15 protein-coding genes are annotated in these 13,851 nt (G+C 44.5%); 8 read left to right on the forward strand and 7 right to left on the reverse strand.

The genetic code is table 11. The features are described from left to right. Window position 1: 1 nt before the first annotated feature. The 3 genes from ABJD64_RS12280 to ABJD64_RS12290 all read right to left on the reverse strand — a co-directional run bounded on the left by ABJD64_RS12280 (window position 2) and on the right by ABJD64_RS12290 (window position 2,732). Window positions 2–334: a PadR family transcriptional regulator gene (locus ABJD64_RS12280; RefSeq protein ID WP_348179163.1), complete on the reverse strand. Its 333-nt coding sequence runs from the start codon at window positions 332–334 to the stop codon at window positions 2–4. Between the two features lie 227 nt (window positions 335–561). Further along, a complete protein-coding gene (locus ABJD64_RS12285) occupies window positions 562–1,173 on the reverse strand; it encodes an FKBP-type peptidyl-prolyl cis-trans isomerase (RefSeq protein ID WP_348179164.1) in 612 nt (203 codons plus the stop codon). A 104-nt stretch (window positions 1,174–1,277) separates the two neighbouring features. Beyond that, window positions 1,278–2,732 (reverse strand): SDR family NAD(P)-dependent oxidoreductase, encoded by a 1,455-nt coding sequence (locus tag ABJD64_RS12290; RefSeq protein ID WP_348195122.1) that lies wholly within the window; start codon window positions 2,730–2,732, stop codon window positions 1,278–1,280. A gap of 147 nt (window positions 2,733–2,879) precedes the next feature. Between ABJD64_RS12290 and ABJD64_RS12295 the strand changes: the two genes are divergently transcribed. The 8 genes from ABJD64_RS12295 to ABJD64_RS12330 all read left to right on the forward strand — a co-directional run bounded on the left by ABJD64_RS12295 (window position 2,880) and on the right by ABJD64_RS12330 (window position 9,269). After that, the gene (locus ABJD64_RS12295; protein WP_348179166.1) at window positions 2,880–4,193 is read left to right on the forward strand and encodes a DEAD/DEAH box helicase; all 1,314 of its coding nucleotides are present in this window, start codon (window positions 2,880–2,882) and stop codon (window positions 4,191–4,193) included. 59 nt (window positions 4,194–4,252) lie between these two features. Beyond that, window positions 4,253–4,714: a nuclear transport factor 2 family protein gene (locus ABJD64_RS12300; protein WP_348179168.1), complete on the forward strand. Its 462-nt coding sequence runs from the start codon at window positions 4,253–4,255 to the stop codon at window positions 4,712–4,714. After that, window positions 4,707–4,994: a VF530 family protein gene (locus ABJD64_RS12305; protein ID WP_348179170.1), complete on the forward strand. Its 288-nt coding sequence runs from the start codon at window positions 4,707–4,709 to the stop codon at window positions 4,992–4,994. Before ABJD64_RS12300 ends, ABJD64_RS12305 begins: the two co-directional genes overlap by 8 nt. Window positions 4,995–5,018: 24 nt before the next feature. Further along, window positions 5,019–5,600, forward strand: coding sequence for a Crp/Fnr family transcriptional regulator (locus ABJD64_RS12310; protein ID WP_348179172.1), 582 nt, complete (start codon window positions 5,019–5,021; stop codon window positions 5,598–5,600). A 101-nt stretch (window positions 5,601–5,701) separates the two neighbouring features. After that, window positions 5,702–6,154, forward strand: a complete 453-nt coding sequence (locus ABJD64_RS12315) for a nuclear transport factor 2 family protein (RefSeq protein ID WP_348179174.1) — start codon at window positions 5,702–5,704, stop codon at window positions 6,152–6,154. Further along, window positions 6,151–7,128: a zinc-binding alcohol dehydrogenase family protein gene (locus tag ABJD64_RS12320; protein ID WP_348179176.1), complete on the forward strand. Its 978-nt coding sequence runs from the start codon at window positions 6,151–6,153 to the stop codon at window positions 7,126–7,128. The genes ABJD64_RS12315 and ABJD64_RS12320 overlap by 4 nt, the downstream gene beginning before the upstream one ends. A gap of 55 nt (window positions 7,129–7,183) precedes the next feature. After that, window positions 7,184–7,900 carry a metallophosphoesterase gene (locus tag ABJD64_RS12325; protein ID WP_348179178.1) on the forward strand — a complete coding sequence of 239 codons (717 nt, stop codon included), beginning with the start codon at window positions 7,184–7,186 and terminating at the stop codon, window positions 7,898–7,900. A gap of 124 nt (window positions 7,901–8,024) precedes the next feature. Further along, complete coding sequence (locus ABJD64_RS12330; RefSeq protein ID WP_348179180.1) at window positions 8,025–9,269, forward strand: DEAD/DEAH box helicase; 1,245 nt, start codon at window positions 8,025–8,027, stop codon at window positions 9,267–9,269. 4 nt (window positions 9,270–9,273) lie between these two features. Here the strand turns inward: ABJD64_RS12330 and ABJD64_RS12335 are convergent, their stop codons facing one another. From ABJD64_RS12335 to ABJD64_RS12350, 4 genes are all read right to left on the reverse strand, one after another. Next, window positions 9,274–9,954 carry an SCO family protein gene (locus ABJD64_RS12335; RefSeq protein WP_348179182.1) on the reverse strand — a complete coding sequence of 227 codons (681 nt, stop codon included), beginning with the start codon at window positions 9,952–9,954 and terminating at the stop codon, window positions 9,274–9,276. Then, window positions 9,917–10,537, reverse strand: coding sequence for a hypothetical protein (locus ABJD64_RS12340; RefSeq protein ID WP_348179184.1), 621 nt, complete (start codon window positions 10,535–10,537; stop codon window positions 9,917–9,919). Before ABJD64_RS12340 ends, ABJD64_RS12335 begins: the two co-directional genes overlap by 38 nt. A gap of 53 nt (window positions 10,538–10,590) precedes the next feature. Then, window positions 10,591–11,370, reverse strand: coding sequence for a YHYH protein (locus ABJD64_RS12345; protein ID WP_348179186.1), 780 nt, complete (start codon window positions 11,368–11,370; stop codon window positions 10,591–10,593). Between the two features lie 355 nt (window positions 11,371–11,725). After that, entirely contained in the window at window positions 11,726–13,744 is a 2,019-nt protein-coding gene (locus ABJD64_RS12350; RefSeq protein ID WP_348179188.1) for a M13 family metallopeptidase, read from the reverse strand. Window positions 13,745–13,851: the final 107 nt, after the last annotated feature.

Genomic DNA, 13,851 nt, shown 5'->3' on the forward strand with positions numbered 1-13,851 from the left:
GTTATGCCCCAGAAAAAGACAATTGTGGGATTGTATTCCAGATGCTACTTTTCAAGTCCTTCGAAGCCTGAAGCGCTGAAAATCCAGCAGCCGTCACCTGAAATATCCTTTTGTTCTTACCTCCTCTTGTACTGGTGGCTCCTCCAAAATGAGAGTTTAGAAATCCTTTTTTCTCCAATCGATATAGTGCTGAATGGATCGCGCTGATATTCACCTTGCGATCCGCACTATTGATCAATGCTTCTCTCACCGATACCGCGTAACCTTCATTGCCAAGCGATGCAATAATCAATAGTATCAGTTCTTCAAATTCACCTAAATGGGTTCTGCTCATAATCGTTTATTTTATTAACCTCACTTTTGCAAATAAAATTAGTCATAAAAAAGGATTAAGCTATCATAGTATAATCCTCACTTTTGCAAACATAAATAAAGAGACGCAATATCAGCTGGAAAGGTTTTCAAAAATGGTCGTTATAGATGTTTAGAAATCAGAAAAAGGAACAAAAAAAGGCCTCGGTACAACACCAAGGCCTTTTAAGTTTCTAAACTGAAACTTTATCAGGCTATCGATATTAATTCAATATCAAAGATCAAAGCCGCAAATGGAGGAATGTCTGCTCCGGCTCCTCTTTCGCCATACGCTAGGTTGAAAGGGATAAATAATTTCCACTTGTCTCCAGGCACCATCAGCTGCAATGCTTCGGTCCATCCGGCGATCACGCCATTCACGGGGAAAGTGGCAGGCTCTCCTCTTTGTACAGAGCTGTCAAAAACCTTTCCGTCGATCAAAGAACCTGTATAGTGCGTAGTCACGTTACTGGTAAGTTCAGGCTTAGTACCCGCAGCATCACCGGATTCGATGATTTCGTACTGGAGTCCGCTGGCCAATGTGGTCACGCCTTCTTTTACAGCATTTACAGCCAAGAAAGCCTCGCCTTTTTCCTTAGCATCGCCATGAGCTGCTGCCTTTAGCTCTCCAATTTTCTTTTGGATTACCTGATTAATCTCTTCTACGGTTAGTTGGCTCGAACCGGCAAAAGAATCGCCCAAACCACTCATGAATGCATCTAGGTCAAAGATTTCGTTGAAACCCTCATTAATGAAGTTGGTCCCTACACTTTGTCCTAGTCCGTAACTGAATTTTTGTTCTTCAGTGTTTAATTCTGTCATTGTAATGTCTTTTATTAAGGGCGCAAAGGTAGGCCTTTAAGATAGGTCTCCAAACAACTTTCGCAATTGATCTTGAACTTCAAATTTTGAATTTTGAATCTCTTCTACCAATCAATAGGAAAGTAATCCTTCAGAAACTTCCCACACCAATGCTCCCCCCTGTTGATCCCATCAAAAACAGGATCCATTACCCTAGCAGCTCCATCTACAATGTCTAGCGGGGGCTGAAAGTCGTGCACTTCCTCTTTAAACTTCGCAATCTGTACAGGATCCTCATCAGTTACCCAACCGGTATCGACTGCATTCATGTAAATGCCATGCTTAGCCAATTCGCCTGCTGAAGTATGTGTAAGCATATTCAATGCGGCCTTTGCCATATTCGTATGAGGATGGCGAGGTTCTTTTTTGAACCGATAGAATTTACCCTCCATGGCGGTCACATTTACAATGTGCTTCATGCCTGTGTTGTCTCTTTTCATCATAGATGACAAACGATTACAAAGCACGAACGGGGCGATTGAATTCACCAACTGAACCTCGAGTAATTCAGGTGTGGGCACCTCACCGAGCTTCAACCTCCAGGAGTTGGTTGTTCTAAGATCCACTTGCTGTAGGTCCACATCCAATTTACCGGTTGGAAACACCTCTTCATTTTGCAAAGCTCCGTCATAGCTATAAGGGATCTGAGAAAGCTGAGCGGAAGCACGCAGCCCAAGCCCGGGAGCTTTTTCATTCCAGGAAACGGCAAGCGAAGAAGTATCCTTGCCGGACGGACTGACTACACCAATACGATCGAGACAATTGTGATGACTAGTAAGAAGTTGCTGTACATCTATTGAATGCTCGTGAAAAGGCAAATTCTCCTTTTCCATCATGTGTTCATAAAAGCCAGGTGGGCGCCTGACCGTTTGCGCCGCATTATTAATCAGAATATCGAGCCGTTCGTAAGTCTGTTCGATGTACGTACAGAACAATTCCACGCTGGGCGTATGACGCAAATCCAATCCATGGATATGTAATCGATCGCTCCATTTGTAATAATCTCTTTCTTTCGCAAAACGAATGGCTGAGTCAGCAGGAAAGCGCGTGGTGGCAATCACCGTTGCCCCTGCCCTGAGCATCATCAATGTAACGTGATAGCCAATTTTCAATCTCGAACCCGTCATCAGCGCAACCTGCCCGGTAAGATCAGCCGTTTGAAATCGTTTGGCATAGTTCAGGTCGCCGCAGGTTTCACACATGGTATCGTAAAATGGATGCAGTTTGGTGTACTCAGCCTTGCACACATAGCAATTCCGAGGAGAATTCAACTCCTGGCCTTCCATTTCAGCTTTAGCTGCAGGCAGCAAAATTTGATCGGGTGCCTCAAATACCTTGGCGGTGCGAGCCGAACGAATGCCGGTAGCTCCACGTGCCGTTCGGTCTTTTTCTCGAATCAACGACTTTTCTTTCTTGATCAGATCCTTTCTCCGCTTGCGCAATTCTGTGCGATCGGGTCGCGACACTTCACCCGCCGCTTTCATAAATGCCACGCGCTGCTCTTCGGTCAGATCTACCATCGGTTGACTGTCTTCCACCAATGCTTGCAAAGTCGCCAGACACGCTTCGAGCTCTTCTTTACTGATTTCCTTCTTTTCTGTTGCCACCTTCATTCGATTTGAGGCGCAAAGATATTCAACCGAGATGAAATAAGATACCTTTGCCGAATGTCAGGAAAAAACAAAGACGAGCAAGCCATTCTTACCAAACTGGGTATTAATCAACTCAATGCCATGCAACAGGCGGCTCATCAGGCCATCTCATCCAACAACGAGGTCATTTTGCTTTCTCCTACAGGTACAGGCAAAACTTTGGCCTTTCTACTACCCATACTTGCAGGGCTTGACAGAAATACTGAACAGGTACAGGTATTGATCCTGGTTCCTTCTCGCGAACTCGCCATACAAATCGAGCAAGTCATCCGAGAAATGGGCAGTGGATTCAAGACTAATGCCGTCTATGGCGGTCGGGCAGGATCTAAAGACAAAATAGACCTGAAGCACGCCCCGGCTATTTTGATTGGTACGCCCGGACGTATTGCCGATCACATGCGAAGGGAAACGGTCCATAAAGACCATATCAAAACCCTTGTGCTGGATGAATTTGATAAATCTCTCGAAGTAGGATTTGAGACCGAAATGACAGAAATCATTGAGGCCCTACCCTCTGTCGAAAAGAAAATCCTGACCTCTGCTACTCAGAAAGTGGAAATACCAGATTTCATGAGCATTTCCAATCCCGAACGCCTCAATTTTCTAAGTGACACGAAAAGTCAATTGAAGTTGGCCATGGTAAAATCTCCTTCAAAAGATAAATTGGAAACATTGGAACAGTTGCTCGGGCATATCGCAACAGGTAGTGGAATCATTTTCTGCAATTTTAAAGATACCATCCAATTTGTGAGCAACTACCTGGAAGATAGTGGCATCAGTCATTCCTGCTTTTATGGCGGGCTAGAGCAAATGGATCGTGAAAGAGCCTTGATCAAATTCAGAAATGGCTCCAGTCGCCTGCTGCTGGCCACTGACTTAGCTGCTCGTGGTATTGATGTACCGGAATTGGATTTCATCATTCATTATCAGCTGCCACCTAAAAAGGAAGAGTTCATCCATCGCAACGGACGAACGGCCAGGATGCAAAGCGATGGTGCGGCCTACTTGCTTATTGGCAAAAACGAAAGGCTGCCTGATTTTGCGGAAGAGGCTGAGGAAGAAACTATAAGTAATACATCGCCTTTTTCTGATAGTGAATGGTCCACACTTTTCATATCCGGAGGAAGAAAAGACAAAATTTCCAAAGGTGATATTGCCGGTCTGTTTATGAAGCAAGGCGGTCTTCAAAATGGAGAATTGGGTACGATAGAATTGAAGCAAGACTGTGCTTTTGTCGCTGTCCCAACTGGAAAGGCGAACTCCCTCATCAATCAACTCAACAACAGCCGACTCAAAAAGAAAAAGGTCAGAATAAGTGCATTGAAATAATAAGCACCTCCCCTGGTCATTTCGCTATATTTGTTTTCTTCGAACAAAAATTTCAAACCATGAAAAAAATACTAACCCTCCTACTTCTTTTGACATGCTCTTCCTTTGGCTACAGCCAAAGCGCTCCTTCAGTTCAAGAAGAAGAGGCTGTTAAAAAATTGGTCATTGATACATTTCAAAGTTTGCTATCAGACTATGATTCAACCAAAATTGATACGTATTGCACGCAAGACTTTATTTTGCTCGAACATGGTGAAGTCTGGAACAATGACACCATTCGATACTACATCACTCAGGCATTAAGAAATGAAAACCGAGCCTCTCGAACTAATCGTTTTGAGTTTATCAAAATGGAAAAGTCCGGCGATATGATTTGGGTGGCGTATGACAATTGGGCGACATGGACTAAAGATGGTGAGGTCGTTAGAAAGATGCACTGGCTGGAAAGCGTAGTAGCTGTAAAAGAAGAAGATACATGGAAACTCAAAATGATGCATTCTACCCGTATAGCCAATGAGTGATCACGAACAAGTAAATAACCCACTCCACGGTGTAAAACTGGCTGACATACTCGAAGAGCTGGTGGAAAAATGTGGTTGGGAAAATTTGGGTGAAGAGGTCAATATTCGCTGCTTCACCTACGACCCTTCAATCAAGTCCAGTCTGAAATTTCTTAGGAAGACCCCATGGGCACGGGAGAAGGTAGAAAAGTTTTATCTACACGTACTCAAGAGAGGCTACAGTCGCAGGGTCAAACCGGAAAGAGAGCCTGGCAAACCCAGGTATTATAAAAAAAAGTGATTATTGCCGCATAGTTTCAGTCAGATGCCCATACAAAAACTCATCAATCACCTCAATGACTACCTCCCATTAAATGAGGAAGAAATTGCTGATTTAAATAAAAGAGCAACGGTAAGAAAAATCAAAAGACGACAGTATTTGCTAGCCGCCGGTGAGGTTTGTAAGTTCTACAACTTTGTGGTCGAAGGATGTTTCAAAATGTACAAAATAGATGAAGCGGCCAAAGAACACAATCTCATGTTTGCCATAGAAAACGAGTGGATCACGGACATTGGAAGTTTTCATTCGGAACAGCCCAGCCAACTATATATCGAGGCGGTAGAACCCGCTCAGATCATCCAAATTGCCAAACCAGACCTACTGCATTTCTATACTAATCATTTGAAGTTCAACCGAACCTTTCGGGTTATTATCGAAGACCAGTTTGTAGAACTGCAAAACCGATTATTGCAAACCATCAGCACCACCGCCGAAGAACGTTATTTCAGGTTTATGAAAGACTACCCACGTCTGCTCAACAGACTCTCGAATACTCAAATCGCTTCCTACATAGGTATCACACCCGAATTTCTCAGTAGAATTAGAAGCCAGCAGGCAAGCAAATAATCTAAGTCTTAAACTAGTTTAAGGTTCTTTCTTGACTTAGGTCAAAGGTCAGTGAATAGATGTGCCTTCATCTTTGCTTCAGCAATTAAAACAAAGCAATTATGAAAAAATTGATGATACTGGCTCTTGCCATTATACCGCTCATTACACTAGGACAGACTAAATCCAAAATCATGAAAGAACAAGAAGAAATCAAGAAACTGCTATTCACGTATCGCGATGCACTGAACGAGTCAAGTTCGGAAAAAGCGCTGGCTCTGTACACCAAAAATGGTGTATTTATGCCATCAGGAGCTCCTACTTCCATAGGACAAGAACAAGTACGAGGAGCTTATGATTTCGTATTCAGTCAGATCCAACTCAACATCGAATTCTATATCGATGAAATTGAAATTGTTCAGGAGTATGCCTTTGCCAGAACAACTTCTAAGGGCACTACACTGATTCATGCCACAGGCGATACCGTGCCCGAAGAAAACCGGGAACTCTTTGTTTTGAAAAAAGAGAACGGTTTATGGAAAATAGATCGTTATATTTTCAACAAAATGAAATGAGCCAAATGAAAGCCGCAGTTACAACAAAGGCCGGAGCACCATCCGTCATACAAGTTAAAGAAGTACCCAAACCTGAACCCAAATCAGGCTGGGTACTCATTCAAGTCAAAGCTTTTGGACTAAACAGGTCTGAAATATTTACCCGACAAGGGGAATCTCCAGGAGTGGATTTCCCCAGAATTCAGGGCATAGAATGCGTCGGCCTGGTGGAAAACGATATCTCAGGCACTTATCAAACCGGACAGCAAGTGGCCGTGATCATGGGCGGTATGGGAAGATTCTTCGATGGAGGGTACGCCGAATATGCCTTGGTCCCATTGGAAATCATATTTCCCTTCGAAAGCAAGTTGCCCTGGTCTACTTTGGGAGCCATTCCCGAGATGTTTCAAACCGTATCGGGCTCCATTCACCAGGCGCTCGAATTGCAGAAAGGAGAAACGCTTTTGATCAGAGGGGGTACTTCCTCTATTGGTATGCTGGCTTGTCAGCTGGCCAAAAGTCTTGGTGCTACTGTCATCTCAACTACCAGAAACCCTAACAAGAAACAGGCCCTGCTAGACAACGGTGCCGATCATGTACTGATCGATGAAGGGGCAGTAAAAAAAGGCCTGAGAAGTCTGTTTCCTGATGGAGTCAACAAAGTGCTTGAATTGATTGGCACCAAGACGCTTAAAGATTCTCTGGGCTGTATTGGCTACAAAGGCACGGTCTGTATGACTGGTATCTTGGGCAGCGAATGGACCATGAACAGTTTTACACCCATGGGTGATATCCCTTCTTTGGGCAGATTGACGGTCTATATGGGAGAATCCAAAAATTTATCCAAAGACCTTTTGCAGGAATTTATTGACAAAGTTGAAGGAGGAGAAATTCATTTGAATATTGATACCATTTTCACACTGGACCAAGTGGCTGATGCACATCAGTATATGGAAGACAACAAGGCCAAAGGCAAACTCGTGGTGGAAATTTAAACCTGTCTTCCGCCGATGCGTATGCTCAAACATTACTCAATAGCCAAACTTACATATGCAAACTGCTCTGATTACTGACCTACATGCCGAAGAAGATTTTCCGCTTGAATATGGTGTAGATGCCTGGAAAAATTGGGACATCCTTCTAAAGGATATTAAAAAGAGAAACATTAAAGAAATCGTATTCTTAGGTGACATTGGGTCGATGAATGCACATCAGAGATTGTTCGAGTCGATGAATGAACTCACATTCAAGTATCGCTTGGTTTTGGGCAACCATGATGATTTTGCGGAGGTCACTCAAACCTATCAACTTGAACCCATATCAAAGAAGGAGGCGTGGTACTGGAGTGAAGAAAGTGAAGTATTCAAGATGATTGGCCTGGATACTTCAACGGATGCTATCACCCAAATCCAACTGGACTTTTTAAAGCGAGAAATTCAAACCGGGAAAGACCTGATCCTTTTCATTCACCATCCTGTACTTCAAACCAACACCATACCGCAAAAGGAATACCCATTAGAAGGAGCTGATGATATCAAAGAAATATTACTAGGGCATTCAGGAAGGGTGCATATCTATTGTGGTCACCTGCATATGGACGACGTGCAAACGGAAGCCAATATTAGCCAAACCATTACGCCCGCATCAAGCTTACAGCTGAAAAAACAATCTGAAAAGTCGGAAGTTGATCACATCGACTTCGGGTACAGAATATTGGACTTCAGCAATCCTATTTTACCTTCGGAAGTCATCTGGTTCAAATCCTGAAACAAGGCTAAAAGATGAATGTATGCCATTAATAGCAGTGGTTTGGTCCGAGTATTGCGTACCTTTGCGCTTCAGAGAGATGCCAAAGTGCATTTCAGCACTTTAAAGCATAGTTTAGCAGGGAATGAAATTTGACGAATTGCCACTCATAGCGCCCATACTCAGGGCGCTCCAAGATAAAAAATACACCGAACCGACAGCCATCCAGGAAAAAGCCATTCCGCTGATTCTTGAGCAAAATGATGTGCTGGGCAGTGCGCAAACAGGTACCGGTAAGACCGCTGCCTTTGCCATACCTATCATCCAGCGGATTCATAAAATGGAGTCCGGAGGTGGCAAACCACAACTATTGTCTTTGATCGTTACCCCTACCCGAGAACTGGCCATCCAAATCGATGACAACATCCGATTGTACAGTAAGTACACCAACTTAAAACATGCAGTGATTTTTGGTGGTGTGAAGCAAGGTCAGCAGGTCGATAAACTCAAAAGAGGGGTACATCTGTTGGTAGCTACTCCCGGTAGACTGCTAGACTTGATTGATCAGGGTTATATCCGCTTAAGTGATGTAAAAATATTCGTACTGGATGAGGCCGATCGTATGCTGGACATGGGCTTTGTGAATGATGTGAAGAAGCTCCTCAAATTACTTCCTTCCCAACGTCAGTCCTTGTTCTTTTCCGCCACCATGCCTAAAAGCATTCTCAGCCTGGCCAATGAGATTCTGACCAATCCCAAAAAGATAGAAGTCAACCCGGTGTCGTCGACTGCTGAGACCATCCAACAATTTTTGTTCTACACCAATCGTACGGATAAGAAGAAATTATTACTGCATATTTTAACAGACCAAAAAATTGATCAGGTATTGGTGTTTAGCAGAACCAAGCATGGGGCAGACCGGATCGCTCGGGACCTACACAAAAACAGAATCAGCACGGCTGCTATCCATGGCGACAAGGCCCAAAATCAGCGCCAAAAAGCCCTGAAGGATTTCAAAGCGGGTAAAATCAGGGTGTTGGTGGCTACCGACATCGCAGCACGTGGTATCGATATCGACAAGCTCAAATATGTGATCAACTACGATGTACCCGAAGAAGCGGAAACCTATGTACACAGGATTGGCAGGTCAGGTCGGGCCGGTGAATCCGGAAATGCTATTTCACTTTGCGAACCGGAAGAAAACTCGCGCATCAAAGCCATTGAAAAGCTGACCAAGCAGTCGCTCAGAGTAATCAAAGACAACCCATTTCCTCAAACCGAAAAGCCAATGACTGAGGCAGAGAAAAAGGAATGGAACAAAGAAAAGCAACGCCGCAAGCAGGAGTTTTTTGCCAACAGAAAGAAGGCCGGTGGTAGGCGTAGAAGGTAATCTTCTAACCTTTATCCATTAATGTCTTAGCATCTGCTATCAACTGACTGATCGCCGTCTTGCTGAGTCCGTTGTAGATGCCTCGGATTCTGCGATTTTGATCGATAAGGACAAAGTTTTCGGTGTGAATGAAGTCTTCCGGATCTTTTTCCAGTCCAAGGTCTTCTTCTATGAAGTAGTGGTTTCTCCCCAGATCATAAATGGTAGATTGTTCCCCTGTAAGCAGATGCCACCGTTCGTTCTTCACCCCTTTCGCCTCGGCATAGATCTTTAACACGTCCACATCGTCGTAGTCGGGAGTAACAGAATGTGACAGGATTTGAAGGGTTTCTTCTTCAGCAAACGCCTCCTGAACCAGCAACATATTGTTTGTCATCTTTGGGCAAATACCCGGACAGGTAGTAAAGAAAAAATCGACCACGGTAATCTTATCATCCAAATGCTTTTCAGTAATCTGCTGACCTTGTTGATTGGTCAGTGAAAATGAAGGGATTTGATGGAAATCGTCAGCTACCTCTGTTGGGTTGATCCACTGAGGCGTGTAGGTAGCCTCGTCATAAAAAGGCAGATCCGGAACTCTGCTGGTCTTTTCTTTGACGGGCGAACACCCAAAAGTGAAGCCCATCACTGCCAACCACCCAAAGACGCTAGTCCTTGTATACCACTTGCTGATTATCCAATTCATAACACAAATTTGATCTTTTTAAACCGAAAATCCGGCCGTTTCGCGCCTCATAGTTGGCATATAGTGCACCATTTTTTCTAAAGGCCTGCTGCAGCCCGTCTTCCTTGCCCCTCTTCATATGCATGAGCTTGTGTAGTTCTCCTGTCGGAAACCACATTTTTTGTACGCCATGGAGTTTACCTGCCTCGTACGACAACTCAGCCAAGAGCTGATACCCAGCTTCCTTCGACCATCGTTTAACAGCTCCATCCAACTTATTGTTTTTATAGTTTTCTATAAATCTTACCCGGCCACTTGGATAATAGGCGGTCAGTACGCCTTCCCTTTTCCCCTCGAATACGCCAAGATGCCTGGCAATTTGATCATTGGCGAATCTTTCGATGATGTATCCCGAGACCGTTGTTGAATCTGAGCGAAGCTGCCAAAGGCTATTTTTTCTATTGAAAAAAACTTCGTTCATGCGAAACTCAACCTGAGGAATTTCCACAGCTGTGGTCTCTTGACTGGCATGTTCCCAACTGACCGGTTGATTTTCGCAACTGATCAGAAAAAACAAAAAGATAACTAAGAATCTGAATCTCATATTTTTGTTAATGGTCCATCCTCAGCAAAGCCAAGGATAGCCATTTAGCCATTTTACATGATGGAACTTGGCGTACCTTGCAAGTCCACACCAAACAACAAATAGTACGTATTGATGTACAGATCATTCACGATGTGATAGTGGTAGAATTCCTCAGTGCTGTGTTGTGTAGTCGAATAGTGACCGTTGGATGCATCACCATCCGTAGGATAAGTACCGGTAGAGTTACACTTTCTGCCATAGATCAAAAATCCATCTGACATGATACCCAACAACTCGTCATCGTCGATCGTCAAGGGAGAAGTCTCTCCTGCATCGCGAGCTTCTATGTGATAGTGATAACCTGTAGGCCCTGAATGTCCTCCTGCCCAGTCAAATCCCGAAGCCGTACCTTCTGTTACATCAGTTGGGCCTTCAGACTGATTGTAAATCGGCACACCCGTCACAGAAATACCGATCGCACCCAGACCTGTTTCGGTTGTGGTGGTAGCCACTTCCGGAGACGCAGAAACAGTCAGTGTATAATTCGCCTCAGTGATGTTGCCCGGAGAAATAGACTCTTCCTCGGCCACAATCGGCTGAATGTACAAATCGTCATTGGCCGTCCAATACGGTGAAGTATGATTTGGCAAGGCGGTAGACGTAATGGTGATTTCATCCCCGCTGAATGATACGGTCACCGCACCTGTATTAAACTCATCGAAAGCAGTAGTGGGCGTAGCCACTACATCACCTGATCCACTGTCATCTGTATCGGTAGCGTCATCATCAGAGCACGAATACATAACAGCCAGGCCCAGGGTCATAGATAAAAGGAAACTCAATTTCTTCATAGTATTACTTTTTTAGTATTTGAATTACTGATATGACGGATAGTCGATCGAATCCCCTACCCGGTGTCATGCGAAAAAATTATCGGTAGCCGTGGCTCGTGCCTTTTTTGTGAAATTTAACTTAAAACAGGGCATGGCAAGCTTCTTACAGCGCGAATTACCCTGAGAAATTTATTTTTTACTCTCCCATTCGTCTGGGAATCCAGGAAATATATTTTTTGGTCCCCCATGCGTCTGGGAACCCGGGAAACTTATTTTTTTGCCTTCCAGTAGCCAAAAAAATGTATCAGCAAATAGGGCTAGCGGGAATCACAGATTCGGCTATCAAACTTTAAGAGAAACAGCATCACCCTCCCTACCAAACCGTAATCCTTTCCTCCTCAGGCTTGTACATCTTATCACCCGGTTGCACATCAAATGCTTCGTAGAAAGGCGTAAAGTTCATCAGTGGTCCGTTCACGCGCCATTGGGCCGGTGAGTGCGAATTGGTGTTGACATACATACGCAAGAACTCATCCCTGGTTTTGACCCGCCAGATTCTTGCGATAGAGATGAAGAAACGCTGATCGGGTGTGAAGCCGTCCAGTTTCGTAGTGTCCTGGCCTTGTGCCGTCAATTTGAAAGCATCATAAGCAATGGCTACTCCTGCGATATCTGCGGTATTCTCTCCCACCGTCAAGGCACCTTTGATAGATATCGAATCGAGCACGGTAAACGAATTGTATTGATCAATCACCTGCTGGGTTCTGGCTTTGAATTTTTCATAGTCAGTCTCCGTCCACCAGTTGGTCACGTTACCATCTTTATCATACTGCGCGCCCTGGTCATCAAAGGAGTGGGTGATTTCGTGCCCTATAACCATACCGATGCCTCCATAGTTGAGTGCATCGTCAGCGTACAAATCGAAATAGGGAGATTGTAAAATGCCTGCAGGAAAAACAATTTCATTGAGCGGTGGATAGTTATAGGCCGTTACTGTCGGCGGAGTGGTGAGCCATTCCGTTCGGTCGACCGGCTGCCCTGCTTTCTTCAGGTTGTAGCGGTAGGCATTTCTATTCGCAGACAAACGGTTTTCAAAATAGGTGTCTCTTTTCACCCCCACATCCGTGTAATCTCTCCATTTATCCGGATAACCGATTTTCTCATTGAAGGCGGCCAACTTTTCTTTGGCTTTTGCCTTCGTAGAATCGCTCATCCAGTCCAATTTGTCAATGCGTGCCTCAAATGCTTTTTTCAAGTTGTCCACCAACACCGTCATGCGTTGCTTGGCCTCTTCCGGAAAGTATTTCTTGACATACAATTGTGCCAGCGAATGTCCAAGGGAGCGATCTACCGCCTGGGTCATTTGTTCGGCACGTGGTTTCCTCACTGCCTGTCCGGTCAAACTTTTGCGATAAGCAAAAGAGGCATCTGCAAAAGGTTGGCTTAGGTAATTCGCATAGCTAGTCAACACATTGGCCTTCAGATAGACCTTCCAATCTTCGATTGTCACAGATTTCAATAGGGCATTCAGTTGGTCATAGTAAGCCGGTTGTCCTACATTGACAGAATCCACTTGTAGACCCAAATGCCCAAGCAAAGCGGTCCAGCCTAGATTAGGATGATTTTCGGCCAGCGTAGCCACTGCCATTTTGTTGTAGTTGGCCTTCACATCTCTAAGCTCGATATTCGTTCGGTGAGCCGTCGCCAATTGTTCTTCAATACCATAAGTAATTGTGGCGTTTTGCGTTGCGGTGGCGGCCTCAGTCCCGGTCAATTCAAACAAGGTAGCGAGGTATTTTTTGTAGGCCTCTTGAATAGCACGTGTGGATGAATCTGTTTTGAAATAATAATCTCTTTCGGGCAAGCCAGTCCCAGTTTGATAGAATTGAGCAATATTGACATTACTCTGCTTGTCATCAGGGCCTACATAAAAACCCAGCATAGACCCATCCCCCATTTGTAGTTCCTCCGCCACCAACTGCAGCATGGAAGGTACATCGGTCACAGCATCTATACGCGCCAACACAGGCGTGATCGGTTCATAACCCCGTTGGTTAATGGCTGTAGTGTCCATGCCTGAGGCGTAGAAATCGCCCACTTTTTGTGCAATGCTTCCTGCCGGACTCTTACTTCCCGCGAGGCTATCCAAAATTCCTTGCAGACGTATGCGCTGTGGAAAATTTAAAAAAGAATAAGAACCTACCCCTGTTTGACTGGCTGGTATCTGGGCAGTATCGTACCAAATGTGGTTGGCATACGTGAAAAAATCATCGCCTGGCTGTAAGGAAGTATCTATCCCTGTGAGGACTACACGTTTGGTCTCCGTATCAGAGGATTGCTCACAGGCTGTCGCCAACATCACGGCTAAAGAAAGGTATAATAGTCTTTGCATGGTTAGTAATTTATAAGAACTAGTCAAGGTAATTGAACTCACTCAAATCTAATCAATGAATCTGTCTGATTGGCTCATTAATGGTTGAGCGGTAAAAGCAATTTTAC

Source organism: Reichenbachiella sp. (assembly GCF_039944555.1).
In the GTDB taxonomy this organism is placed as follows: Bacteria; Bacteroidota; Bacteroidia; order Cytophagales; family Cyclobacteriaceae; genus Reichenbachiella.

Bases quoted from the DNA above. Each gene is read 5' to 3' on its own strand.
- ABJD64_RS12300 (WP_348179168.1), top strand. From the start codon at position 4,253: ATGAAAAAAATACTAACCCTCCTACTTCTTTTGACATGCTCTTCCTTT.
- ABJD64_RS12310 (WP_348179172.1), top strand. From the start codon at position 5,019: ATGCCCATACAAAAACTCATCAATCACCTCAATGACTACCTCCCATTA.
- ABJD64_RS12340 (WP_348179184.1), bottom strand. From the start codon at position 10,537: ATGAGATTCAGATTCTTAGTTATCTTTTTGTTTTTTCTGATCAGTTGC.
- ABJD64_RS12335 (WP_348179182.1), bottom strand. From the start codon at position 9,954: ATGAATTGGATAATCAGCAAGTGGTATACAAGGACTAGCGTCTTTGGG.
- ABJD64_RS12290 (WP_348195122.1), bottom strand. From the start codon at position 2,732: ATGGTAGATCTGACCGAAGAGCAGCGCGTGGCATTTATGAAAGCGGCG.
- ABJD64_RS12285 (WP_348179164.1), bottom strand. From the start codon at position 1,173: ATGACAGAATTAAACACTGAAGAACAAAAATTCAGTTACGGACTAGGA.
- ABJD64_RS12330 (WP_348179180.1), top strand. From the start codon at position 8,025: ATGAAATTTGACGAATTGCCACTCATAGCGCCCATACTCAGGGCGCTC.
- ABJD64_RS12295 (WP_348179166.1), top strand. From the start codon at position 2,880: ATGTCAGGAAAAAACAAAGACGAGCAAGCCATTCTTACCAAACTGGGT.
- ABJD64_RS12350 (WP_348179188.1), bottom strand. From the start codon at position 13,744: ATGCAAAGACTATTATACCTTTCTTTAGCCGTGATGTTGGCGACAGCC.
- ABJD64_RS12325 (WP_348179178.1), top strand. From the start codon at position 7,184: ATGCAAACTGCTCTGATTACTGACCTACATGCCGAAGAAGATTTTCCG.
- ABJD64_RS12345 (WP_348179186.1), bottom strand. From the start codon at position 11,370: ATGAAGAAATTGAGTTTCCTTTTATCTATGACCCTGGGCCTGGCTGTT.
- ABJD64_RS12320 (WP_348179176.1), top strand. From the start codon at position 6,151: ATGAGCCAAATGAAAGCCGCAGTTACAACAAAGGCCGGAGCACCATCC.
- ABJD64_RS12280 (WP_348179163.1), bottom strand. From the start codon at position 334: ATGAGCAGAACCCATTTAGGTGAATTTGAAGAACTGATACTATTGATT.
- ABJD64_RS12305 (WP_348179170.1), top strand. From the start codon at position 4,707: ATGAGTGATCACGAACAAGTAAATAACCCACTCCACGGTGTAAAACTG.
- ABJD64_RS12315 (WP_348179174.1), top strand. From the start codon at position 5,702: ATGAAAAAATTGATGATACTGGCTCTTGCCATTATACCGCTCATTACA.